This is a genomic window from Sphingomonas sp. DMC8, from assembly GCF_056314185.1.
In genome coordinates this window covers 529,670-551,628 of the sequence record NZ_JBQUYV010000002.1, presented here as the reverse complement: position 1 = coordinate 551,628, position 21,959 = coordinate 529,670, and the positions used below count along the sequence as shown (strand labels likewise).

22 protein-coding genes and 1 pseudogene are annotated in these 21,959 nt (G+C 65.0%); 13 read left to right on the top strand and 10 right to left on the bottom strand.

Annotation, left to right across the window (positions count from 1 at the left end; all coding sequences use genetic code 11):
* Window positions 1-73 precede the first annotated feature (73 nt).
* Window positions 74-958, bottom strand: coding sequence for a LysR family transcriptional regulator (locus tag ACT53K_RS06605; RefSeq protein WP_476227777.1), 885 nt, complete (start codon window positions 956-958; stop codon window positions 74-76).
* Window positions 959-1,100: 142 nt separating this feature from the next.
* On the opposite strand from ACT53K_RS06605, the gene ACT53K_RS06600 reads away from it, so the two are divergent.
* The gene (locus ACT53K_RS06600) at window positions 1,101-2,561 is read left to right on the top strand and encodes a UxaA family hydrolase (RefSeq protein ID WP_476227776.1); all 1,461 of its coding nucleotides are present in this window, start codon (window positions 1,101-1,103) and stop codon (window positions 2,559-2,561) included.
* An 11-nt stretch (window positions 2,562-2,572) separates the two neighbouring features.
* Here the strand turns inward: ACT53K_RS06600 and ACT53K_RS06595 are convergent.
* A pseudogene (locus tag ACT53K_RS06595) lies at window positions 2,573-2,707 on the bottom strand (IS5/IS1182 family transposase); the annotation flags it as partial.
* A gap of 618 nt (window positions 2,708-3,325) precedes the next feature.
* Here ACT53K_RS06595 and ACT53K_RS06590 point away from each other — a divergent pair.
* From ACT53K_RS06590 to ACT53K_RS06580, 3 genes are all read left to right on the top strand, one after another.
* Window positions 3,326-3,556 carry a hypothetical protein gene (locus tag ACT53K_RS06590; RefSeq protein WP_476227775.1) on the top strand — a complete coding sequence of 77 codons (231 nt, stop codon included), beginning with the start codon at window positions 3,326-3,328 and terminating at the stop codon, window positions 3,554-3,556.
* A 4-nt stretch (window positions 3,557-3,560) separates the two neighbouring features.
* Window positions 3,561-4,085 carry a gamma carbonic anhydrase family protein gene (locus tag ACT53K_RS06585; protein WP_476227774.1) on the top strand — a complete coding sequence of 175 codons (525 nt, stop codon included), beginning with the start codon at window positions 3,561-3,563 and terminating at the stop codon, window positions 4,083-4,085.
* Window positions 4,086-4,196: 111 nt separating this feature from the next.
* The gene (locus ACT53K_RS06580) at window positions 4,197-5,141 is read left to right on the top strand and encodes an NAD(P)H-dependent flavin oxidoreductase (RefSeq protein ID WP_476227773.1); all 945 of its coding nucleotides are present in this window, start codon (window positions 4,197-4,199) and stop codon (window positions 5,139-5,141) included.
* A 19-nt stretch (window positions 5,142-5,160) separates the two neighbouring features.
* Here ACT53K_RS06580 and ACT53K_RS06575 read toward each other — a convergent pair whose 3' ends face one another.
* On the bottom strand, window positions 5,161-5,619 hold the full coding sequence (locus ACT53K_RS06575) for a DUF1465 family protein (protein WP_476227772.1): 459 nt from the start codon (window positions 5,617-5,619) through the stop codon (window positions 5,161-5,163).
* Window positions 5,620-5,693: 74 nt separating this feature from the next.
* On the bottom strand, window positions 5,694-5,891 hold the full coding sequence (locus ACT53K_RS06570) for a YdcH family protein (RefSeq protein WP_476227771.1): 198 nt from the start codon (window positions 5,889-5,891) through the stop codon (window positions 5,694-5,696).
* A 154-nt stretch (window positions 5,892-6,045) separates the two neighbouring features.
* Between ACT53K_RS06570 and ACT53K_RS06565 the strand changes: the two genes are divergently transcribed.
* Entirely contained in the window at window positions 6,046-6,216 is a 171-nt protein-coding gene (locus ACT53K_RS06565) for a YdcH family protein (RefSeq protein ID WP_476227770.1), read from the top strand.
* Window positions 6,217-6,311: 95 nt separating this feature from the next.
* Here ACT53K_RS06565 and ACT53K_RS06560 read toward each other — a convergent pair whose 3' ends face one another.
* The 3 genes from ACT53K_RS06560 to ACT53K_RS06550 all read right to left on the bottom strand — a co-directional run bounded on the left by ACT53K_RS06560 (window position 6,312) and on the right by ACT53K_RS06550 (window position 8,971).
* On the bottom strand, window positions 6,312-6,683 hold the full coding sequence (locus tag ACT53K_RS06560) for a PilZ domain-containing protein (protein WP_476227769.1): 372 nt from the start codon (window positions 6,681-6,683) through the stop codon (window positions 6,312-6,314).
* 114 nt (window positions 6,684-6,797) lie between these two features.
* Entirely contained in the window at window positions 6,798-7,265 is a 468-nt protein-coding gene (gene dksA / locus ACT53K_RS06555; protein WP_476227768.1) for an RNA polymerase-binding protein DksA, read from the bottom strand.
* Window positions 7,266-7,990: 725 nt separating this feature from the next.
* The gene (locus ACT53K_RS06550; RefSeq protein ID WP_476227767.1) at window positions 7,991-8,971 is read right to left on the bottom strand and encodes a hypothetical protein; all 981 of its coding nucleotides are present in this window, start codon (window positions 8,969-8,971) and stop codon (window positions 7,991-7,993) included.
* A gap of 78 nt (window positions 8,972-9,049) precedes the next feature.
* On the opposite strand from ACT53K_RS06550, the gene serS reads away from it, so the two are divergent.
* From serS to ACT53K_RS06530, 4 genes are read left to right on the top strand one after another with little or no spacing between them, the layout of a single operon-like run.
* Window positions 9,050-10,330, top strand: coding sequence for a serine--tRNA ligase (gene serS / locus ACT53K_RS06545; RefSeq protein WP_476227766.1), 1,281 nt, complete (start codon window positions 9,050-9,052; stop codon window positions 10,328-10,330).
* Window positions 10,330-11,094 (top strand): 5'/3'-nucleotidase SurE, encoded by a 765-nt coding sequence (gene surE, locus ACT53K_RS06540; protein ID WP_476227765.1) that lies wholly within the window; start codon window positions 10,330-10,332, stop codon window positions 11,092-11,094. The genes serS and surE overlap by 1 nt, the downstream gene beginning before the upstream one ends.
* 56 nt (window positions 11,095-11,150) lie before the next feature.
* Window positions 11,151-12,233 (top strand): peptidoglycan DD-metalloendopeptidase family protein, encoded by a 1,083-nt coding sequence (locus tag ACT53K_RS06535; protein ID WP_476227764.1) that lies wholly within the window; start codon window positions 11,151-11,153, stop codon window positions 12,231-12,233.
* Window positions 12,230-12,574, top strand: a complete 345-nt coding sequence (locus ACT53K_RS06530; protein ID WP_476227763.1) for a DMT family protein — start codon at window positions 12,230-12,232, stop codon at window positions 12,572-12,574. Before ACT53K_RS06535 ends, ACT53K_RS06530 begins: the two co-directional genes overlap by 4 nt.
* A gap of 9 nt (window positions 12,575-12,583) precedes the next feature.
* On the opposite strand, the gene ACT53K_RS06525 is transcribed toward ACT53K_RS06530, so the two are convergent.
* A complete protein-coding gene (locus ACT53K_RS06525; RefSeq protein ID WP_476227762.1) occupies window positions 12,584-13,111 on the bottom strand; it encodes an N-acetyltransferase family protein in 528 nt (175 codons plus the stop codon).
* A 139-nt stretch (window positions 13,112-13,250) separates the two neighbouring features.
* On the opposite strand from ACT53K_RS06525, the gene rimO reads away from it, so the two are divergent.
* Window positions 13,251-14,585, top strand: coding sequence for a 30S ribosomal protein S12 methylthiotransferase RimO (gene rimO, locus ACT53K_RS06520; protein WP_476227761.1), 1,335 nt, complete (start codon window positions 13,251-13,253; stop codon window positions 14,583-14,585).
* Window positions 14,586-14,604: 19 nt separating this feature from the next.
* Here rimO and ACT53K_RS06515 read toward each other — a convergent pair whose 3' ends face one another.
* Complete coding sequence (locus ACT53K_RS06515) at window positions 14,605-15,453, bottom strand: hypothetical protein (protein ID WP_476227760.1); 849 nt, start codon at window positions 15,451-15,453, stop codon at window positions 14,605-14,607.
* 173 nt (window positions 15,454-15,626) lie between these two features.
* Between ACT53K_RS06515 and ACT53K_RS06510 the strand changes: the two genes are divergently transcribed.
* Complete coding sequence (locus tag ACT53K_RS06510) at window positions 15,627-17,018, top strand: serine hydrolase domain-containing protein (protein ID WP_476227759.1); 1,392 nt, start codon at window positions 15,627-15,629, stop codon at window positions 17,016-17,018.
* On the top strand, window positions 17,018-17,944 hold the full coding sequence (locus ACT53K_RS06505) for a hypothetical protein (RefSeq protein ID WP_476227758.1): 927 nt from the start codon (window positions 17,018-17,020) through the stop codon (window positions 17,942-17,944). The genes ACT53K_RS06510 and ACT53K_RS06505 overlap by 1 nt, the downstream gene beginning before the upstream one ends.
* A gap of 15 nt (window positions 17,945-17,959) precedes the next feature.
* Here the strand turns inward: ACT53K_RS06505 and ACT53K_RS06500 are convergent, their stop codons facing one another.
* Window positions 17,960-20,380, bottom strand: a complete 2,421-nt coding sequence (locus tag ACT53K_RS06500; RefSeq protein WP_476227757.1) for a membrane-bound PQQ-dependent dehydrogenase, glucose/quinate/shikimate family — start codon at window positions 20,378-20,380, stop codon at window positions 17,960-17,962.
* A gap of 167 nt (window positions 20,381-20,547) precedes the next feature.
* Here ACT53K_RS06500 and ACT53K_RS06495 point away from each other — a divergent pair, with 167 nt between their 5' ends.
* On the top strand, window positions 20,548-21,945 hold the full coding sequence (locus ACT53K_RS06495) for a leucyl aminopeptidase family protein (protein ID WP_476227756.1): 1,398 nt from the start codon (window positions 20,548-20,550) through the stop codon (window positions 21,943-21,945).
* Window positions 21,946-21,959: the final 14 nt, after the last annotated feature.

Sequence of the window (21,959 nt, the reverse complement as noted above, 5' to 3'; positions counted from 1 at the left end):
ACGCTATCCTTTACGCGGCGTCCGCGCGCATAACGATCCACCCCGCCGCCATAGCCGGGCGTTATGCCCCGGCTCATGACAGGTCGATCACGCGCGCAAGCGTTTTCAGAAACTCGGTCGCCAGCGCCGTGGGCGGCCGGTTCAGCAGGAACATCGCATGGACGTCGAACGTCACCGGCGGCTTGAGCGGACGCATCGCCAGACCGGGGGCGAGGGACGCCTGCGCGGTGAAGCTGTCCACCACCGTCATCCCCACCCCCTGCGCGACGAGCGCAGTCGCGATGTAGAAGGTGCGCGCGGACACCACCTCGTCCGGCTCGACATTCGCCCGCTGCAGTTCCTGGGTAAACAGATGGCCGATCGGACCACTGGCAGCCAGGCTGATGAAGCGCTGGTCGCGCAACTGATCCAGCGTGATGCGCGCCGGCGCGTCGGGCATATCGGCTTCCCGATAGAGCACCACCAGTTCGCCCTCGCCCAGCCAGCGATGGCCGATCGGCGCGGCCGGCGGCACTTCATAGGCAATCGCAATGTCGGTCTCACGCTCGTAGAGCTTGCGCAGCAGGTCGTCGTGGTGGACCGTCTGCAGGTCGAACTTCACCTGGTCGTGGTTGCGCAGGAACCGCGCGACCGCAGTGGGCAACGCCGCCAGCGCCAGTGAGGGCAAGGCCGAGACGCGCAGCATCTGCCCGGCGCCGCGCTTCAGGTTCCGGCTCGCCTCGCGCAGCGCATAGACGCGGTCCTGGATCTCGCTCACCTCGCTGAACAGCATATGCGCGTCCTCGGTGGGCACCAGCCGGCCATTGGTCCGCTCGAACAGTGGAAAGCCGAGCAGCGATTCGGCATGGCGCAGCATTTTCGAGACCGAAGGCTGCGACACGTTGAGCGCGCGTGCCGCGCCGCTCACCGAACCGTTCACATAAACGGCGTGAAAAATTTCGATGTGACGCAGGTTCATGGCGCGACCCGTTTAGGCATAACCTTAGTCTATCGCCCGAACGGGTGCTGGCAATGGCGCAATGTAAGGCCTTGTGCGGAAGGCCTTGCAGTGCCGGCGACACCGGTTACCAAGACCGCATTTCCTTGCCATATCGGTGCCTATGTCTCCCGCGCTCTTCCAGATCGACCCCAGCGACGATGTTGCCACTGCCCTGCGTGACGTGGCGGCGGGTGAGCGACATCTCGGCGTTACCGTAACGGCCGACATTCCAAAGGGGCACAAGGTCGCCGTGCGCAACGTTGCAGCGGGAAGCGAGGTGCGCAAGTTCGGCTTCCCGATCGGCCGCGCGCTGTGCGCCATCGCTGCCGGCGAACATGTCCATGTCCACAATGTCGCCACCGCGCTCGCGACCAGCGGGGCCTATGGCTACACGCCGCGCTTCGCTGCGCCGGCGCCTGTCGAAGGGCCGCAATTTCAGGGCTATCGCCGCAGTGACGGCCGTGTCGGCACCCGCAATGAAATCTGGATCCTGCCGACCGTGGGGTGCGTCGGCCGCACTGCGGAGAAGATTGCCGCGCGGGCGGCAGAGCGATTTGGCGGACAGGTCGACGGCATTCATGCCTTCGCGCATCCCTTTGGCTGTTCGCAGCTCGGCGACGATCTGGAGGGCACGCGGGCGATCCTGACGGCGCTCGCCAACCACCCCAATGCCGGTGGCGTACTGCTTGTCGGCCTGGGATGCGAGTCCAACCAGATGCGCGGCATGCTGCCCGGCATCACCAATCCCAATATTCGCACGATCGGTGCGCAGGCAGCGGCCGACGAAATCGAGGAAGGGCTGGCGCTGGTCGAGGAACTGGTGGCTGTCGTCGGGCAGGCGACACGCACCCCTGCCCCGCTTGCCGAACTGGTCCTGGGCGTGAAATGCGGCGGTTCGGACGGTTTTTCAGGGCTTACCGCCAATCCGCTGGTCGGCCGGATGAGCGACGCGGTCACAGCCGCAGGCGGCACCGCGATCCTGACCGAAATCCCGGAGATTTTCGGCGCCGAACAACTGCTGATGGAACGCGCCGAAAACGCCGCGATCTTTGACCGCGTGGTGGCGATGGTCAACGACTTCAAAGCCTATTTCACGCGGCATGGCGAACCGGTTTCGGAAAACCCGTCGCCCGGCAACATCGCCGGCGGCATTACTACGCTTGAGGAAAAGTCGCTGGGGGCAGTGCAGAAGGCAGGCCATGCGACCGTTACCGACGTTATCGGCTATGGTGCGACCGTGCAACGGCGCGGGCTGACCCTGCTGGAGGCGCCCGGCAACGATGCCGTGTCCTCCACCGCGCTTGCCGCGGCAGGTGCGACCGCGATCCTGTTCACCACCGGACGCGGAACGCCGCTCGGTTTTCCGGTGCCTACCGTAAAGATCGCCTCGAACAGCGACCTCGCCGCCCGCAAGCCCGGCTGGATCGACTTCGATGCCGGCCAGGTTCTTGCGCAGGGCATGGATGATGCGGCCAGCGCCCTGCTCGACACCATCGTCGCGGTCGCGTCGGGCCAACAGACCGCCGCCGAACGCAATGGCGAGCGGGAAATTGCCATCTGGAAGCGGGGTGTGACGCTCTAGGTCGTAGACTCCTAAGTGCGGAGCCACAGCCGCATTGATGCGAGCTGGACCATGGCGAGGAAGTTCTCCGCCAACTTGGCGTAGCGTGTGGCGACGCGGCGGAAGTGCTTGAGTTTGGAGAAGAAGCGCTCGATCACATGCAATTCGAAGTCCGTCAGGTCGTATCGGCGCATGCCAACGCTGAATTATAGATTCGAGCGACGCGGAATTCGCCGACCTTAAACCTCTGGCGAACCAAGTCACACCATGGAAGTATGCCATCATGGCAGCGATAGGCTTTTTCGTTCTCGGTCTGGCGGCTTGGCTCGTGGCGCTATTCGCGCCTCCTTTCCTGGCGCTTTGGTTCTGGGGTCGGGCCACCGAGCGAGCGCGGCCATGGTTGGCTCACCTGCTCTTTCTTCCTTTTTCTCTAGCAACTGAGTGGGTGTCGGTTCGCGTAATCTTCTTCGCGGCTCACGATGACGGAGAAGGCCCCCCCGGGTTGGGCCTGCTCCTAATCCTGCCATTCGCGATGCTTCTTGGATCAATCGTCATCTACTATGCCACAGTGATTTGGCAGATCGTGCGCATGGCAATGCGTTCGGTCAGACGCGACTAGCGAGCAGCAGCACCTGGCCGTTTATGGTTCACGCTCTAAGCCTCTTGTCGTTCCCGCACTTGCGGCCAGCGCAGTCCGCGCTGCGGCAGTCCGCATTTTCCCAGCATTGCTGCCGTAAGCTGAACGGGTTAGGCCGCGTTCCGGGGAAAGACCGGGGTGGTGGAACATGACTGAATTTTTCGTCTTCATCTACGCGATGGCGTCAGGTTTCGTGCTGATGACAATGCAGCGCAATCGCCGCGAACAGCGGGCCGATGCACCGATTGTGACATTGGTCGGCTGGGGCCTGTTCTCGCTTTCCTCGACCCTCGCGGTTCTGATGGGCGCGGTCGCCCTCGCGCTGGCACTGGGAATGCACATGCCGCTCCCCGCCGGCTTCGACAGCGTGAGCCTCTGAGGCCGTGCCGCTCTATGCACTAGACGGCAAGGCGCCCCAGATCGCCGCCGATGCCTGGGTCGCCCCCAGTGCCGAACTGATCGCCGATGTCCGTCTGGGCGAAGGCGCCAGTGTATGGTTCGGTGCCGTGATCCGCGCCGACAATACCCCGATCGCAATCGGGGCCCGCAGCAATATCCAGGAAGGTGCGGTGCTGCATTCCGATCCGGGCGCGCCCCTGACCATTGGCGAGGAAGTGACGGTGGGGCACCGCGCGGTATTGCATGGCTGCACCATCGGCGACGGGACACTGATCGGAATGGGTGCCATCATCCTCAATAACGCGGTTATCGGCCCGGAATGCCTGGTAGGCGCAGGCGCACTGGTGACAGAGGGCAAGACGTTCCCTGCCGGCCATCTGATCGTCGGCAGCCCGGCGCGCGCCGTTCGCCCGCTGGATGACGCGCAGCGGGCATTGTTGCGGGCCAGCTCTGCGCTCTATGCCGCCAAGCAGCGCGACTATGCCGAAGGCCTTACGCGGATCGACTGAGTCGGCGATTCGCAATGGCGGTTCCTGAAAAGGTATCTGCAAACAAGGCGCTGCCGTAACGTCGCAGGCGCATGCCTAGACAGGCTTTGTCACTGCGGTATCAATTCCGGCATGGCACTTCCCCCGCTCTTCGACCGCTTGCGGCTTCCCGTCATCGGCTCGCCGCTGTTCATCATCTCGGTGCCCGCGCTGGTGATCGCCCAGTGTAAGGCGGGTATTGTGGGCGCCTTCCCGGCGCTCAATGCCAGGCCGCAGAGCCAGCTCGACGAGTGGCTGCACCAGATCACGGAAGAGCTTGCCGCGTGGGACCGCGACCACCCCGATACCCCTGCGGCGCCCTTTGCCGTCAACCAGATCGTTCACCGGTCGAACCCGCGGCTGGAAGAAGACGTTGCAACCTGCGCCAAATGGAAGGTGCCGATCGTCATCACCTCACTCGGCGCCCGACCTGAGCTTAATGATGCCGTCCATGGCTGGGGCGGCATCACGCTCCACGACGTGATCGACGACAAATTTGCCCACAAGGCAGTCGAAAAAGGCGCCGACGGACTGATTCTGGTCGCAGCAGGTGCAGGCGGCCACGCGGGTCGACTGAGCCCTTTCGCGCTGGTGCAGGAGGTCCGCGAATGGTTCGACGGGCCGGTGGCGCTTTCCGGCGCGATCGCCAATGGCGGCGCCATTCTGGCGGCGCAGGCGATGGGCGCCGACCTCGCCTATATCGGCTCGCCGTTCATCGCCACCGAAGAGGCGAATGCCGTCGAGGCCTATAAGCAGGCGATCGTCGACGGCCATGCGGACGACATCGTCTATTCCAATCTGTTTACCGGCGTGCACGGCAATTACCTGCGCGCCTCGATTGTCGCGGCCGGGCTCGATCCGGATAATCTGCCGGAGAGCGATCCCAGCGCGATGAACTTTGGCGGCGCCAAGGCCTGGAAGGATATCTGGGGTTCCGGCCAGGGTATCGGCGCAGTCCACGCTATCGAGCCGGCAGCAGTGCGGATCGAGCGGCTGAAGCAGGAATATGCGGCTGCGCGGGCGCGGCTGCTGGCCTGAACCCCCCGGAAAAGGCGGCTCAGAAGGCGCCGCTGAGGCGATCCAGCATACGGCGCGCGGGGCTGATGATCGCCACCGGCATTTCCAGCGAGGAATCGAGCCGGGCGACCCGGCGATAGAGATCGATGCTGGTGGAGATGATGCTGTGCGCCTGTGGCGGCATCGACGCGAGCGTGTCGGCTGCCGTTTCGGGTGCAGGCCCCAGCCGGCGCGACGGGGCCAGTGCATCCGCCGGCTCCAGCTCCCCCGCGTCGACAGCGCGCTGGGTGAGCAGCCAGGCGATGATGTGCATCAGCCGCGTCGTCACCTTCAGCGATTCGCAGGAAAAGGCGACGCGATCCAGCGCGTCCAGCGCGTCGCGTTCCTCACGCCCCATCTGGTCGAAATAGCCGCGCGCCTCGTCGGCAAGGATCATCGCCTCGACATAGAGCGAGTCGACCAGCTTGCGGTGAATCTGGGTGGCGGCCGGGTCCGTCATGGGCAGGGTGGTGCCACAGCTGCCCCGGGGCGGAAAAGACCCAATTTCCGCCGCGATGGGCAGAAAGGGGACGCTCAGGCGATAATGTCGGGGATAAGTTGATCCTCGAGCAATGCGATCTCGTCGCGAAGCCGCAATTTCCGCTTTTTCAGCCGCGCAATCTGCAACTGGTCGCTGGTTCCGGTGCCGAGCAAGGCCGCGATGGCAGCGTCGAGATCGCGATGTTCGGAACGGAGCGCCTCGAGCCTGCGCAGGATCTCGCTATCTTCCATGCCGATCCCTGCCCGCCTTCGCTTCGCTCAACCAACCGCAGACCGTCGTGTCTTTTTCGCAGCCCGTCGATCCGGGAATATTCTAGGCGCGACAAGAACGATTTTTCGTGATGTAGTCTGATCCCCCCGCAAATGTCCAAGGAGGACCGCTTCCATGCAGAACGCGCATTTTTCGGCACTTAGCGCCAAACATTCGCACCTGGACGAGCGAATCGCCGTCGAATCGCAGCGCCCCCTCCCCGATCAGATACTCATTGCGCACCTGAAGAAGCAGAAGCTCCGCGTCAAGGAAGAGATGACCGCTACGGTGGCTGTCCACAACTAAATTGGCGGAAGGCGGGCGCGGGGCGACAAACGCCTCGCGCCGGCCCACCCGAGCGCAATCCGCACGGTGCGCCCGCGCCGATGCGAAAGCGCCTGTCAGCGGCGCGTGATAATCGGCTTTACGAAAACCGGGGTGGTTTCACCCTTGCCCACCGGCTTGCGCGCGAGCTTCGGGTCGATCGGGTTGTCGAAAGCAATGCCTACCCGCCCTTCGGCGGCCCAGGCGATGCGGCCGCTGACCCAGCCGACGCCGCGCACTTCCACCTGCACCGGGGTGCGAATGCCGATCGGTGCGGAATATTCCGCCATCAGCCCACCGGCCGAGAGGTTGCGAACGCGCACCTGCCCGGCATCGCCGCCATCGACCAGCAAATGCGCCGCCAGCAGCAGGCTGTCCCGCGCATCACTGCGCTTCCCGGCAAAGTCGTCGGCCGAAAGCATCACTGGTGACAAGGGAGACTGATCCATTCTCGCTCTCAAACGCATTCCTGTCTTTGCGCGCGACTAAACCAGCAATCCTTATCGAATCGGTTAACCGAACCCGCCCTTGCGAAGATTTCTCGCGGGGCGGGCGGCATGGCGTCATTCGTCGCGGCTGATTTTCTCGTTCCGTTCGTGCCGTTCCTGTGCCTCGACGGTCATCGTCGCGGTTGGACGCGCTTCGAGCCGGGCAAGCGGGATCGGTTCACCGGTTACTTCGCAATAGCCATATTCGCCTTCCTCGATCCGGCGCAGCGCGGAGTCGATTTTGGCGATCAGCTTGCGCTGGCGATCGCGGGTGCGCAGTTCGATCGACCAGTCGGTTTCGCTCGATGCGCGGTCGGTAAGATCGGATTCGCGCAACGAGTCTGACTGAAGCTGGTTCAGCGTGCCTGCCGCTTCGCGATAGATCGCGTCCTTCCAGGCGTTGAGCTTCGCCCGAAAATAATCGAGCTGCCGCTGGTTCATGAAGGGTTCGTCAGCGCTTGGCCGATACCCGTCTTCGCCGTCATTGGCAGCAGGTGGTACGCCTTTACCCGGTTCGTCAAAACGATCCAAAACAGTAGCCATCCCCACTCTCCACACCAGTCTGCCCGGAGGTCAGCCACCGGAGACTGTCATTGCCCGGAGGGCCTATACTTTCGCGCGCCGCGGTTAACAAGCGCAGCCTTTTCGAAGGAACCGCGCTTTCCGACTTAAAATGGAGGAAATTAGCGGACGCTGAACCAGCCTGTTTCGGCAGGAAATGGGCGCGCCAACTGCGCGGCACGGGGCGGTCTGGCGAGCCCGATTGTGCCGAACCAGTACATTAACCCTGTTTGTTGGGGCTCGCGACACCTGATTTTAGGGATAAGGAGGTAAATGCAAAATTAGTGCTCTCGTGCGTAAAGCATTGGTTGGCTTTTTTCGGGCATCGACAAGGGGCGTCGTGGAAGTCCGAAAGGAAAGCGGCCGGGATCGGATGAGTGGGGCAAGATGTCTGTTCGTACTGCTTTGGCAAAACTCTGTGCCTGCGTATGCGGCGGCGCCGTTGTGGGCGGCGGCGGAGTCTATGTCGCACAGCGTAACGCGCAGCACCACGCCAGCGTGGCGCAGCGCGCCGTTGTCGCGAAGAAGCGCGTCGTTCACCGCGCTGTCGTCGCCCGTGCGGTGCGGCAGGTCAGCACCGTTCGCCGTACCGTAACTACCCGCACCCAGGGCCAGCCGCAGGTCGTGGTTCTTACCGCACAGGGCGCGCCGGTGCCCCTGCCCCCCGCAGTTGCAGCCGCTGCCGCCGCGGGCGGATCGGGCGGCAGCTATGCCCCGACCGTCATCGGCGGATCGAGCGGCGTCGGCTTCATGGGCGGCTTCTTCGCCGGCGGCTTTTTCGGCAGCTCGGGCGGCGGGAGCTCCGGCGGCAGTTCCAGCTCCGGGAACAGCAGCGGGATAAACATCACGATCTCGTCGACATCCTCGTCAAGCGGCGGGTCCACCTCGACCGGGGGATCGTCGACGGGCGGATCGTCGAGCGGCGGGTCTTCCACCAGTTCTTCCACGGGCGGATCGTCCACATCAACCGGGGGGTCTTCCACCTCCACCGGCGGCTCTTCGACCGGCGGCTCCTCGACCAGTTCCTCGACGGGCGGCTCTTCTACGTCGACCGGAGGCTCGTCCACTTCGACGGGCGGATCGTCGACTTCCAGCGGGATCTCCAGCTCCACCGGCGGCTCCTCCACCTCCAGCGGCGTGTCCAGCTCCAGCGGTGGCTCCTCAACCAGTTCGTCGACCGGTGGCTCGTCGACTTCCAGCGGGGTTTCCAGCTCCACTTCCAGCGGCGTGTCGAGTTCGACCTCGAGCGGCATATCCAGCTCTTCTTCCACGTCGAGCGGGGTTTCCAGTTCATCCTCGACATCGACTTCGAGCGGGGTCTCGACCTCTAGCGGCGTGTCGACCTCGTCGTCGAACTCCAGCGGTGTATCCACGTCGAGCGGTGTATCGACTTCGTCCTCGACCTCCGGTTCCACCTCGAGCGGCATTTCGTCGACTTCGAATGGCTCATCCAGCACGTCCAGCTCGACATCGAACGGCGGGTCGAGCGGGTGGAGCAACTCGAGCGGGTGGAACACGTCCAGCGGGTGGAGCAATTCGAGCGGGTCCAGCGGCCATAATGGCAGTTCCGGTGATCCCTCCAGCTCCGGCGCGAGCGGGGGTGCTTCGTCCGGTGATCCCTCCCCGGTGCCGGCGCCGCCGATGGTCCTGTTGTTCGGCGGCGCTGCTGCTGCACTGGTCGCCCGCAAGCGGCTTTCGCGCAGCAAGGAAGCCTGAGCCCGGGGCGGGGTTGCGCAGCGCCGGGTGCCTCGCCATAGGCTGGCGGCATGCACGACATCCGCTTCATCCGCGAAAACCCCGAAGCCTTTGACCAGGGCATGGCGCGCCGTGGGCTGCCGCCCTTGTCCGCCGAGCTTCTCGCGCTCGACGAACGCCGCCGCGCGCTGGTGACCGAGCTGCAGGCCGGCCAGGCACGCCGCAACGAGGCTTCAAAAGCGATCGGCGCCGCCAAGGCGCAGAAGGATGAAGCGACCACCGCCGCGCTGATGGCCGAAGTCGCCGCGCTGAAGGAGCGGCTGCCCGCGCTGGAGGCGGAGGAAAAGGCGGTCGGCGATGACCTGGAAGGCCGCCTCGCCGCGCTGCCCAACCTTCCCTATGCCGATGTGCCGCAGGGCGCCGACGAAAACGACAACGCCCTCGTCCACGAACGCGGCATGGTGCCGCAATTTGGTTTTCCGGTCCGCGAGCATGACGCCATCGGACCGGCGATCGGGCTGGATTTCGAAACCGGCGCGATGATTTCCGGCGCGCGCTTCACCTTCGTGCGCGGCGATGCTGCGCGTCTGCACCGCGCGCTGGGCCAGTTCATGCTGGACACGCTGACCGGCAGCCATGGCTATGAGGAATGCGTGCCACCGCTGCTGGTGCGCGACGAAGCCGTGTTCGGTACCGGGCAGCTGCCGAAATTCGCCGAGGATCTGTTCCAGACGACGGATGGACGCTGGCTGATCCCGACCGCCGAGGTGAGCCTGACCAACGCGGTGCGCGAAAAGATCCTGAGCGAGGAAGAACTGCCGCTACGCCTGACCGCGCTTACCGCCTGCTTCCGTTCCGAGGCGGGCGCCGCCGGACGCGACACGCGCGGCTATATCCGCCAGCATCAGTTCGAGAAGGTCGAGATGGTGTCGATCACCACGCCCGATCAGTCCGAGGCAGAACATGAGCGGATGACCGCCTGCGCCGAGGACGTGCTGACCAAGCTTGGCCTCGCCTTCCGCCGGATGAAGCTGTGCAGTGGCGACATGGGCTTCACCGCCGCGCGAACCTACGACCTGGAAGTCTGGCTGCCCGGCCAGGGCCGGTACCGCGAGATTTCGTCCTGCTCGACTTGCGGCGATTTCCAGGGACGGCGGATGAACGCCCGCTACCGGCCCGAAGGCGAAAAGGGCACGCGCTTCGTCCATACGCTCAATGGCTCGGGGCTGGCGGTCGGCCGCACGCTGGTGGCGGTGCTGGAGAATTACCAGCAGGAAGACGGATCGGTGGCAGTGCCGAGCGTGCTCCAGCCCTATCTGGGCGGGCGCAATCGCCTGGAACCGCGCATCTGATGCGCATCCTGCTCACCAACGACGACGGCTATCACGCGCGCGGCCTCACGGTGCTCGAACGCATTGCGCGGACGATCTCGGATGACGTCACCGTCATTGCACCGCAGGAAGAGCAGTCGGGCAAGAGCCGCGCGCTGACCTTGACCGAACCGTTCCGCGTGCGCCGCCATGCCGACAATCGTTACGCGGTCCGCGGCACACCGACGGACTGCGTGATGTTCGCGCTGGCCGAAGTAATGAAGGATGCCAAGCCCGATCTGATCCTGTCGGGCGTCAATCGCGGCGGCAATCTGGGCGAGGATGTCAGCTATTCGGGCACCGTTTCGGCAGCGATGGAAGGTGCGCTCGCCGGCATCCGCTCCGTCGCGCTCAGCCAGCGCTACGCCCAGTCGGGGATGGGGGATGCCGTTCCCTTCGCCACGGCCGAGGCCTGGGGCGAACGCGCGCTACGCCCGCTACTCAATTTGGCATGGGCGCCGCGCACCCTGATCAACATCAACTTCCCGCCGGTCGAGGCTGATGCCGTTCGCGGCATCAAGGTCGTGTCGCAGGGATTGCGTGATTACGGCCGGGTCGGTCTGGATAAGCGCATGGATCCGCGCGGTTTTCCCTATTATTGGCTGGCAATGGGAAGACTTCCGCATCAGCCGATGCCGAATACTGACCTGGAAGCAATCGAGCAGGGTTTCGTTACTGTCACACCGCTGCATCTGGATCTCACGCACCGCGAATCCATGCAAAATCTGGCAGCTCTTTACCTTTAGCTAACCATAACTCGGTAGTTCCAACCGCATTAACCATGAATGCGTGGGTCGGGGCTATGATGGGAATTCGGCTTTTGGTCGCCACTTTCGGCGCCATGCTATTGAGCGGCTGCATCCCGCCGAGCGGGGGCCATGGCTATAGTCAGACGCCGCCCCCGCCCGTTTCGGCGATGCAGACTGCCAGCGAAACCGGCTATGAGCATCAGTCGCTGGAAGGCGATACCGACGTACGCAGCCTGCCTGCGCCGCCGTCGGCCTGGGTGGCTCGCCCCGTAACCGCCGACGCGCGCCGCATCGCCGCCTCCAGCTGGACCGTTTCGCCGCGTGACACGCTGGGAAGCATCGCGCTGACAACGGGCGCCGGCGTAGATGCGATCGCGCATGCAAATGGGCTCACGCTGCCCTACACGATCGTCCCGGGGCAGAAGCTGACCATTCCGGCGGGCCGCTATCACCTCGTCCGCGGCGGCGACACCGGCATCGCAATCGCGCAGGCCTATGGCGTTTCCTGGAGCAAGGTTATCGCTGCCAACGGGCTGAACGAACCATTTCAGCTGCGCGCGGGGCAGCGCTTACTCATTCCCGACAGCCGCGCTGACGCCCGAACTGCGCGCGCCGCGCGCTTTCATGTCGATATCGATGACATTGTGACGGGCGGTCAGCCCGCGGTTGCCGATCGAAGCCAGCCTGCGGCACCGGCCGCCAATTCGGGCCGCGTACTGCCTTCCACCACACCGGTGGAATCACCCGCGCGCTTCGGCGGCGCATTCGACTGGCCCGTTCGCGGCGCCCTGATCGGCCGTTTCGGACCCCATCCCGGCGGCGAACGGAACGATGGCATACAGATTGCCGTTCCGGCAGGAACGCCTATTCGGGCGTCTGCAGATGGAGTCGTGGCCTATGTCGGCAATGAAGTGCCTTCGCTCGGAGGGCTGGTGATCGTGCAGCACGGAAATGGCTGGGCCAGCGTCTATGGCCATGCGAGCCAGTTGATGGTGCAGCGGGGCCAGGCCGTGAAGCAGGGCCAAACGATCGCGCTCGCCGGGCGCAGCGGCGGCGCGCCGCGGCCGGAACTGCATTTCGAGCTGCGTCAGGGTCGCACCCCGGTCGATCCACTCAGCCGGTTGCCGCGCCTGTGATCGATCGCCTTTTGCCGATCGGCCTGCTGCTCGTATCCAACCTGTTCATGACCTTTGCCTGGTACGGGCATCTCAAGTTCAAGAGCACCCCGCTCCTGCTGGCGATCGTCACCAGCTGGGGCATTGCCTTTATCGAATATTGCTTCGCAGTGCCGGCGAACCGCTATGGCAGCGCAGTCTATTCGGCCGCGCAGCTGAAGGGGATGCAGGAAGTGATTACGCTGACGATCTTCGCAGGCTTCTCGGTGCTGTACCTGGGGCAGAAGATCAGCCTGAACCACCTGATCGGCTTTGCGCTGATCGCAGCCGGCGCGTTTTTCCTGTTCCGCGCGCCGGCCTGACCGGCGCCGTCAGAACCGCGCTTCGAGCAGTACGACGCTGGGGTCGCCTTCCACCGGGCGGGCGGCGAAGCCCATTTCGCGTTCCAATTCGATCGCCAGATGGTTCTCCCGGCTCTCGATCGACAGCAACTTGCCGACACCGCGCCGCTTGGCCTCAGCAGTCAGGAACTGGAGCAGGCTCCAGCCAATCCCCTGCCCCTTGCGGTCTGCACGGATCGAAATCGCGACTTCGGCCGTCTCCATCGCCTTGTCGCAGGCGAGCATGGCAGAGGCGACCAGTTCGCCCGCGGCCGTGAACGCCAGGAAGCTTTCCGTCTGCCAATGGTCGACATGCGTCAGCGCGGCGGCCTGGGAGCGATCGATATGGGCGCAGGCGGTGAGGAAGCGGAACCGGCGGTCCTCATCCGACACGGCGTCAAAAAAAGCCTCCAGCGCCGCCTCGTCTTCGGCCGCCGCAGGGCGAACATCGATGACAAGGCCCGAACGGGTCTTGAGTTGGATGGGGTGATCGAGCGGTGCCGGGGCGGGCGAAGTCATGGCCTGTTCTCCATGCGAATATGGTGCCGCTGTAGCGCCTGGGAGGCGACGCCCGAATGCGTAATCCTCCGCAGGACGAGCGCGTTCCGGCCGCGCCCCTAGCTTTTCGGACGCACTCGCCCTATGTGCGCCGCCAATCATGGCAACGCGACTCCCCGAAGCCCCCAAGGTGGGCATGGTGTCGCTCGGCTGTCCCAAGAATCTGGTCGACTCCGAGCGTATCCTGACCAAGCTCCGTTCGGACGGCTATGCGCTGTCGCCGGACTATGCCGGCGCGGACGTCGTGCTGGTGAACACCTGCGGCTTTCTCGACAGCGCCAAGGAAGAATCGCTTGAGGCGATCGGCGAGGCGATTGCCGAAAACGGCCGCGTGATCGTGACCGGCTGCATGGGCAAGGAAGCCGAGGTCATCCGCGCCCGCTTCCCCAATGTCCTAGCCGTCACCGGCGCGCATCAATATGAGGAAGTGGTCGGCGCGGTGCACGAAGCGGCGCCGATGCCGCCCTCGCCCTTCGTCAACCTGGTGCCGGACAGCGGACTGAAACTCACGCCGCGCCATTACAGCTATCTGAAGATTTCCGAAGGCTGCAACCACCGCTGCAGCTTCTGCATCATCCCGTCGCTGCGCGGCGACCTCGTCAGTCGCCGGCCCGACGCGATCCTGCGCGAGGCGGAAAAGCTGGTCGAGGCAGGTACCAAGGAACTGCTGGTCATCAGCCAGGACACCTCGGCCTATGGCATCGACATTCGCAAGGAACCGCGGATGTGGAAGGGCCGCGAAGTCGTGCCGCACATGACCGACCTAGCCCGCGAGCTGGGCCAGATCGCCCCCTGGGTGCGGCTGCACTATGTCTATCCCTATCCGCATGTGGATCAGGTGATCCCGCTGATGGCGGAGGGGCTGGTGCTTCCCTATCTCGACATTCCGTTCCAGCACGCCGCGCCGAATGTGCTACGCGCGATGAAGCGCCCGGCCAACGAAGCCAAGGTGCTCGAGCGGCTGCGCGGCTGGCGGGAGATTTGCCCGGACATCGCGATCCGCTCCACTTTCGTGGTGGGCTTCCCCGGCGAGACCGAGGAGGATTTCCAGTATCTGCTCGAGTGGCTCGACGAGGCCCAGCTCGACCGCGTCGGCGCGTTCCGCTTCGAGCCGGTCGAGGGCGCCTCGGCCAATGATCTCCCCGGCGCGGTGCCGGAAGAGGTCAAGGAAGAGCGCTACGCCCGCATCATGGAAAAGACCGCCGCGATCAGCGCCGCCAAGCTGGAGGCGAAGATCGGCCGCACGCTGGAAGTGATCATCGACGCGGTCGACGAAGACGGCGGCGCCACCGGCCGCAGCCAGGCCGACGCGCCGGAGATCGACGGCGAAGTCTTCCTGCGCGACGCGGGCCATCTCGAACAGGGCGACATCGTCCGCGTCGAAATCGAGGACGCCGACGAGCATGATCTGTACGGGGTGCCAGTAGAGGATTGACGGCGTCGCCCCGGGCCCTTCAGGCCGGGTCTGTCGGTTCCTCTTCCGCTGACGAACGAAGACGCTCGGTACCCTTGTGTGCCTTGGGGGGCCTGGCCGTGTCGCCCTTCAGCGGCAGCCGGTCCATTGCTCGCAGGATAAGGAAAACGATCGCGATCAGCGGCACGCCGAATGACATGACCCAGGGTGCGAACGGCCCACCCTGAAAGCCAGAAGCGCCGAGCACAAGAAAGCCGATCGGGGTCACGGCCCACTGGCCGGTCGTCCAGTCGAGCTGGAACATGCCGAACGAAACCAGGGCGCCGACGCACCACAGCCACTTCAGACTCAGCCTGGGTGTGCGAAGCGCCAAAATGAATGCAGTGAGGCTGGTCACGAGCGCGGCCATCATCAGCGCCAGCCACAGAAAGTGGATGAAGCCCTTGTCCTTGAAGGTGAAGGCATTCGCGTCCAGCAGGGAGCGGTTCAGCGGCTGCACGAATACTGCATTGACCACCGGCTTCGGCCCATCGGTTTCAAGCACCACTTGAAGCAGCGCCCACTTGCCGCCGCCTGCCACTTCATAGACGAATTGCTTGAGCACAATCGGGCCCGCATTCCCCTGCATGCGCTGGACATTCACCGAGCCGAGCGCCGGCTGTCCCTGCGGCGCCAGCGTCTGCATGCGGTGGACCAGATCTGGGGTAAGCTGCGGGCGCAGTTCGAGATTGGCATGGCTGGCAAGCCAGTTCGCGTCGCCCTTCTGAACCGACGTCGCGGTCTGCAGCGCCAGCGCCTGCTCCTGCGGATTGCTGAACTGGTTGAACAGTTGCTGGTAGGAACAGGCTGCCAGAACCAGCAGTGCCAACAGCGCAAAAGCCCGACGCATGAAATCCCCCACCCCATGAGGGTGGCGAGCCTAGCAGGCTGCGGCGGGGTAGCAATGGCGTGGAAGAAACGCGGGCTGCGCAACTCTCCGTTGGCACAGGTATAACCAACGACTAAGCCCGGGGTGACGCCAGCGGGAGCACGTTCTACGCTCCCTTTCATTCCGGAGGCCCGATGTTCCGTACCGCCCTTGCCGCTGCCCTGTTGATCGCCACGCCTGCCGCTGCCCAGCAGCTCACGGCGGATCAGGCCGCGAAAGTCGATGCTATTGTCGGCGATGCGTTGAAGAGCTCGGGCGTGCCGTCCGCTTCCGTAGCGATCGTGCGCGACGGGAAAATCGTCTTCGCCAAGGCGTATGGCGATCAGGGCCCCGGTATCCGCAACGGCCCCGATGCGAGCGCCAAATACCAGATTGCGTCGATTTCCAAGCAGTTCACGGCCGCCGCGCTGCTGATGCTGGAGGATGAGGGCAAGCTGAGCCTTGACGACAAGGTCGCCAAATGGGTGCCGGACGTCACCGATGCCGACCAGATTTCGATCCGCGAACTGCTCAGCCACACCGCAGGGCTGCAGGATTACTGGCCGCAGGATTACAGCTTCAAGGCGATGGAAACGCCGGTGACGCCGCAGCAGATTGTCGATCGCTGGGCGAAGAAGCCGCTCGATTTCGCGCCCGGCACCGCCTGGCAATATTCGAATACCGGCTATGTCGTCGCCGGCATGATTATCGAGAAGGCATCGGGCATGAAGCTGCTCGACTATCTCGAAGCGAAGATCTTCAAGCCGCTGGGCATGCACCCGATCGATCAGGACAAGGCGATCGGCAAGGGCTTCCCGCAGGGCACGCACCGCTTCGCGCTCGGCCCGGTGCGCCCGGCACAGCCGGCGGCCGATGGCTGGCTTTGGGCTGCGGGCGAGCTGGCAATGAGCGCGAGCGACCTTGCCAAATGGGATATCGCCCGCATCAACCGCAGCGTGATGCCGGCCGATGACTGGGCGGCGCAGGAAACCGAAGTGAAGCTGACCAACGGCGCACCGACGCGCTATGGCCTGGGCGTGTCGCTGGGCGAGCACGGCGGCAAGCGCGAAGTCTCGCACGGGGGCGAGGCGGTCGGTTTCCTCTCGAGCAACATCGTGATCCCCGACGAGCGCTACGCCGTCGTCGCGCTGGTCAATGCCGATTTCGGCGGCGCGCAGGAAGCGATCGCGAACGGCATCACCGATCTGTTGCTGCCGGTGAAGGCCGAGCCCTCGATCGATCAGCAGCGCGATGCGCTGGCGCGCACGCTGTTCGACCAGTTGCGCGGGGGCACGCCCGATCGCGCGCTGATGACCGACGACGCCAACTACTTCTTCGATGCGACGGTGCTTGGCGACTATCGCGCCAGCCTGAGCGCGCTCGGCGAACCGCTGGCGTTTCTCCCGACGGGCAAGGCCCGGCTGCGCGGCGGGTTCGTCAACCGCAACTATGTGATCCGCTACAAGGATCGCGAACTGATGGCAGTCACCTATGCCGAGCCGGGCGCGGAGGGCAAGTTCGAGCAGTTCCTGGTGATGCCGCGCTGATGCTGAAGCTTGCCGCCCTTTCCGCACTGGCGCTTGGATCGCTGGCGATCACCGGCGCCGTGCCGGATCGGGCGGTGGTGTCGCGGGTCGATCCGCTGACGGTGGTGGATGACGATTTCTCCCGCCACCGCGACCCCGCCGAATGGCGGGGCCTGTCGGTTCGGCGGATCGAGTTCACGGCCGAACGCGGAAAATGGCGGTTGTGGCGGATCACCGATCCGCGGCACCCGCGCGGGCCGCTGTTCTTCGTGCCGCACGACAATGAGAATGCCGGGTTCGAAGCCGGACTATGGGCCATACGCCATTATGGCGGCGTGCTGATCGCCGTCGATTCCGGCATCGCGCCGGGCCATGATGGCGAGCGCTACAATGCCGCCGTCGCCTATGGAAAGCCGATCGACCCCAACCGCAATTTCGACAGCGCCCTTCCCGCCTATGCCGATCGCGTGCTGGCCGATCTGCCGCGCATCGGCGGGCCGATCATTGCGCTCCACACCAATTCGCCGGGGTTCGACCCGACCGATTCCAAATGCCATCGCGATGACCCCAAGGGCGAGGGCATCATCTCGATCCGCTTTTGCGACGACACGCTGACGCCAAGCCCGTCACAGGCGCGTGCCTGGCCGTTCGACGATGACGACACGGTTGCCTTCGCCACCTATCGCGCCTCGCAGCGGCCAGAAGATGCCTTTTGCCGCAACCAGATGGTCGGCGCCGATTTCAACGTCGTGCAGGAACGGGTCGTGGCGAGCGACGGGTCGCTATCCAACTATGCGGTGCTGCACCACATCCGCTATCTGAATTTCGAGACGCAGGAACGCGGGCTCGACCCCGTGCAGCTTGCCGGCGCCCGCGACCGGCTGACCTATATGATCCGCAACGCGCTCGCCCTTTGCGCGCCGGACGTGAAGCCGCGCAACGACTGACGCCCGGCAAATTCCTCACCCCGGCAGCGCATAGGCCACAACTTCGTCGCCCACCGGCGTCTTCATGAAATGATGGCCGCCGGCGTAGATGACCAGATATTGCTTGCCGCCGACCTGATAGGTGATCGGCGTCGCCTGCCCGCCGGCGGGCAACACGTCCTGCCACAGCGTCTTGCCGGTGCGCAGGTCGATCGCGCGGATCAGGTTGTCGGTTGCCGCGGCGACGAAGATGATCCCGCCTGCCGTTACCACCGACCCGCCGTTGTTCGGCGTACCGATCGTGAAGGGCAGCATCGAGGGGATGCCGAACGGACCGTTGGTGCGCGCGGTGCCGAGCGGGCGGTCCCAGATCGTCTTGCCCGTCGCCATGTCGATTGCGCGGATGCCGCCATAAGGAGGCTGTTTGCAGAGCATACCGGTGAAGGGCAGCTGCCAGCCGGCATTCACGTCGATTGCATAAGGCGTGTGCGCCTGGGGATCGCCCGCCCCTTCGGCGCCGCCGATGCTGCCCCGGGCCTGGTCGCGCGGCGCCCAGCCGCGCTTGTTCGCCTCGGCGCGCGGGACCAGCCGGACATAGTTGGGCATGTCGTTGTAATTGGCGACGATCACCCCGCGCTGCGGATCAACCGCAACGCCGCCCCAGTCGGTGCCGCCATTATAGCCGGGATATTCGATCGAGTGGCGATCGGCTTCGGGAGGCGTGAAGAAGCCGTGATAACTGGCCCGGCGAAACTGGATGCGGCAGACCATCTGGTCGATCGGCGACATGCCCCACATGTCCCGCTCGGTCAGGTCGGCTTTGCGCAGCGTATGCCATAGCGAGACCGGCTGGGTGGCGGCACGCTGCTGCGGTTCCACGCCGAGCTGCGGCGCGCGGATCTCGCCCACCGGCGTCAACGGGCGGCCGGTGCGGCGGTCGAGGATGTAGATGTCACCCTGTTTGGATGGCAGCACCAGCGCCGGCGTACCCTTATAGTCCACCAGCGTCGCCTGCGCGCCGAAATCATAGTCCCATACATCGTTGCGCACAGCCTGGAACCGCCAGCGCGGCTTGCCCGTAGTCACGTCGAGCGCGACCAGCGAGGTGGCGAACATATTCTCCTGCGGGCGACGAAGGCTCGAATAATAATCGGCCGAGGCATTGCCCATCGGCAGATAGACCAGCCCGAGCTGCTCGTCGCCGCTGGCGGTGGTCCACATATTCGGGGTGCCACGCGCCCATTCCTGACCGGCGGGCGGATAGCCGTTCCAGTCCGGGTGCATCATGTCCCAGGCCCAGCGGAGCTGACCGGTGCGCGCATCGAACCCCTCGATTACGCCCGAGGGCTCCCAGCGGTCCTGACCGTCGAGCACCTGGTGGCCGACGACAAGAATGCCGCGAACCAGCGTCGGCGGCGAATTGATCGAGACATAGCCGAACGGCACCTGCCCCATGCCCTTCTTGATGTCGGCCTGCCCACCCGTGCCGAAGTCTGCGCAGGGCCGCCCGGTGTGGGCATCAACCGCGATCAGGCGGGCATCAAGCGTCCCTTCGATAACCCGGGTGGCGCAAGGCTGGTTCGCCGCCATGCCGGGCACGGCATAATAGACGACACCGCGGCAGGCGGCCGTGTAGGGGATCGCCTTGTCGGAGACATTGGGATCATAGCGCCAGCGCTGGGCGCCGCTCGCCGCATCCAGCGCGATCAGGATGTTCTTTGGCGTGCAAAGATAGAGGCTGTCGCCGATCTTGAGCGGTGTGTTTTCCGCGCCATAGGTCTTCGCGATCTGCGGATCGCGCGGCATGTCGCCGGTGTGGATCATCCAGGCGCGCTTGAGCGACCCGACATTCGCGGCATTGATTTGCGCCAGCGGGGAGTAACGGCGGGCGCTGCCGGTGCCGCCATAGCTCGGCCAGTCCGCGCCGCTCTGCTGACCCGACGGATCGGCCATGCCGGTCGATCCGGGCGCGGGCAATGTGCCCTGCAAAACGGCGGGCTGCCCCGCTGCGGCGACCGCCAGATCCACTGCCGTTACTGCCACGGCAACGACCACTCCGATTCCGGCGAGCCGCCACCGCCCGGCGCGCCGGGTGAGCGACGCCATCGCCGCCAGCACCGCGAGCAGCAATACCGCCGGCGCGACGACCCGCGGCACCTGCGCCCAGGCATTGGAACCGACTTCCCACCACGCCCACAGGAAGGTCAGCACGACGATGGCGATGTAGAGCCACCCGCCCTCCACTTGCCCCCGCACCAGCAATGCGCCCGAAGCCAGCATCGCCACGCCCGTGACGAAGTAATAGGGCGATCCGCCGAGCAACAGCAGCCATGCGCCGCCGATGGCAAGAACCAATCCGATCAGCGCGACGACCGCGCCGACGATGCGGGCTGTCCAGCTGCCGGCGCGTCGGCGATGGTACCAGCTGGAACTGGATGATGCGCGAACGTCGGACATGAGCCGTTCTCCCGGCAAGGGCGGCGCGACCGGCGTGCTCACGCCACCGGCAAATGCGTCAGGAATAGCGCGCAAACCCAAGGGAACACGCGGTTGTTCCGAAACATCGCCAAAAAACCCCGCACAATGGCTAGGCGCGGGCGGTACGGCGCCCTAGATCAGCGGGTATGACGGACCCTACTACGCTTGTTCAGCCCGATCGCGGCCAGGCCGCGCGTTCCATTCACCTGATCGACCCCAAGGGTTTCGACGCCTGGCTTGCGGCCCAGCCGCCGCGCCACCGCGCAGCCGCGCTGGCGCAGAAGCTGGCACCGGTCGGCTATTCGAGCGCCATCCTGCCCGGCGACAATCCCGAGGACTGGGCGGTCATCAGCGTCGTCGCCAATGTCGACAAGCTCTCGCCCTGGTGCCTCGCCAAGCTGGCAGAGACGCTGCCCGAAGGCAGCTACCGCGTGGAAGGTATCGAGCCGGGCAAGGCCATTTATGGCTGGCTCGTCGCCCAATACCGGTTCGATCGTTACAAGAAGCCCGAAGCCAAGCCGCAGGGCGCCCGCGTACTGCTGACCGGCGACCCCGCCAAGATGGACGAGGCCGTCCGCCTCGCCACCGTCACCTGGAAGCTTCGCGACCGGATCAACACCGGCGCCAACGACATGAGCCCTGCCGATCTCGAACTGGCCGGTTCCGAACTCGCCAAGGCCTATGGCGCCAGCTTCAGCGTGGTGAAGGGCGAAGCACTCGAGCAGGGCTATGGCATGCTCTGGGCGGTCGGCAAGGCCGCCGGCAAGGGCCGCGAGCCGCGCCTGATCGAGCTGGAATGGGGCAATCCCGACCATCCGCGCATTGCCATCATCGGCAAGGGCGTCTGCTTCGACAGCGGTGGCCTGGACATCAAGCCCGCCAGCGGCATGCGGCTGATGAAGAAGGACATGGGTGGCGCTGCCCATGCGCTGGCGCTGGCCGAGCTGGTGATGATGAACCGCCTGCCCGTGCGGCTGCATATGCTCGTTCCCGCCGTCGAGAATTCGATTTCGGGCGAGGCGACGCGGCCCGGCGACGTGATGATCTCGCGCAAGGGCATCACCGTCGAGAATAGCAATACCGATGCCGAAGGCCGGCTCATCCTGGGCGATGCGCTGACAAAGGCCGAAGAAAAGAACCCAGAACTGGTGTTCGACTTTGCCACGCTCACCGGCGCCGCCCGCGTCGCGCTGGGTGCCGACCTGCAGGCGCTGTTTGCCAATGACGAAACACTGGCAGCCGAAATCCTCGCCGCTGGCGAGGAAGAGGCCGATCCGATCTGGCGGATGCCGCTCTACGATCCGTACAAGGAACTGCTGAAGTCGGACGTGGCCGATATGGTCAACGCCGCCGAGGGCCCGTTCGGCGGTGCGATCACCGCCGCGCTGTTCCTGAAAGAATTCGCCCCGACCGGCGCCCAATGGGCGCATTTCGACATTTTCTGCTGGAACGGCAGTGCCAAGCCCGGCCGTCCCAAGGGTGCCGAAGCAGTCAGCCTGCGCGCCACGTGGAAAGTGCTGAAGGACCGCTACGGCCGTAGCTGAGCCAATCAGGGGCG

Coding starts and splice junctions, on each gene's coding strand:
- ACT53K_RS06580 (WP_476227773.1), top strand. CDS start 4,197: ATGGCACTTCCCCCGCTCTTCGACCGCTTGCGGCTTCCCGTCATCGGC.
- ACT53K_RS06500 (WP_476227757.1), bottom strand. CDS start 20,380: ATGTCCGACGTTCGCGCATCATCCAGTTCCAGCTGGTACCATCGCCGA.
- serS (WP_476227766.1), top strand. CDS start 9,050: ATGCACGACATCCGCTTCATCCGCGAAAACCCCGAAGCCTTTGACCAG.
- dksA (WP_476227768.1), bottom strand. CDS start 7,265: ATGGCTACTGTTTTGGATCGTTTTGACGAACCGGGTAAAGGCGTACCA.
- ACT53K_RS06535 (WP_476227764.1), top strand. CDS start 11,151: ATGATGGGAATTCGGCTTTTGGTCGCCACTTTCGGCGCCATGCTATTG.
- ACT53K_RS06570 (WP_476227771.1), bottom strand. CDS start 5,891: ATGGAAGATAGCGAGATCCTGCGCAGGCTCGAGGCGCTCCGTTCCGAA.
- ACT53K_RS06590 (WP_476227775.1), top strand. CDS start 3,326: ATGACTGAATTTTTCGTCTTCATCTACGCGATGGCGTCAGGTTTCGTG.
- ACT53K_RS06515 (WP_476227760.1), bottom strand. CDS start 15,453: ATGCGTCGGGCTTTTGCGCTGTTGGCACTGCTGGTTCTGGCAGCCTGT.
- ACT53K_RS06565 (WP_476227770.1), top strand. CDS start 6,046: ATGCAGAACGCGCATTTTTCGGCACTTAGCGCCAAACATTCGCACCTG.
- ACT53K_RS06575 (WP_476227772.1), bottom strand. CDS start 5,619: ATGACGGACCCGGCCGCCACCCAGATTCACCGCAAGCTGGTCGACTCG.
- ACT53K_RS06560 (WP_476227769.1), bottom strand. CDS start 6,683: ATGGATCAGTCTCCCTTGTCACCAGTGATGCTTTCGGCCGACGACTTT.
- ACT53K_RS06600 (WP_476227776.1), top strand. CDS start 1,101: ATGTCTCCCGCGCTCTTCCAGATCGACCCCAGCGACGATGTTGCCACT.
- ACT53K_RS06495 (WP_476227756.1), top strand. CDS start 20,548: ATGACGGACCCTACTACGCTTGTTCAGCCCGATCGCGGCCAGGCCGCG.
- rimO (WP_476227761.1), top strand. CDS start 13,251: ATGGCAACGCGACTCCCCGAAGCCCCCAAGGTGGGCATGGTGTCGCTC.
- ACT53K_RS06510 (WP_476227759.1), top strand. CDS start 15,627: ATGTTCCGTACCGCCCTTGCCGCTGCCCTGTTGATCGCCACGCCTGCC.
- surE (WP_476227765.1), top strand. CDS start 10,330: ATGCGCATCCTGCTCACCAACGACGACGGCTATCACGCGCGCGGCCTC.
- ACT53K_RS06525 (WP_476227762.1), bottom strand. CDS start 13,111: ATGACTTCGCCCGCCCCGGCACCGCTCGATCACCCCATCCAACTCAAG.
- ACT53K_RS06505 (WP_476227758.1), top strand. CDS start 17,018: ATGCTGAAGCTTGCCGCCCTTTCCGCACTGGCGCTTGGATCGCTGGCG.
- ACT53K_RS06605 (WP_476227777.1), bottom strand. CDS start 958: ATGAACCTGCGTCACATCGAAATTTTTCACGCCGTTTATGTGAACGGT.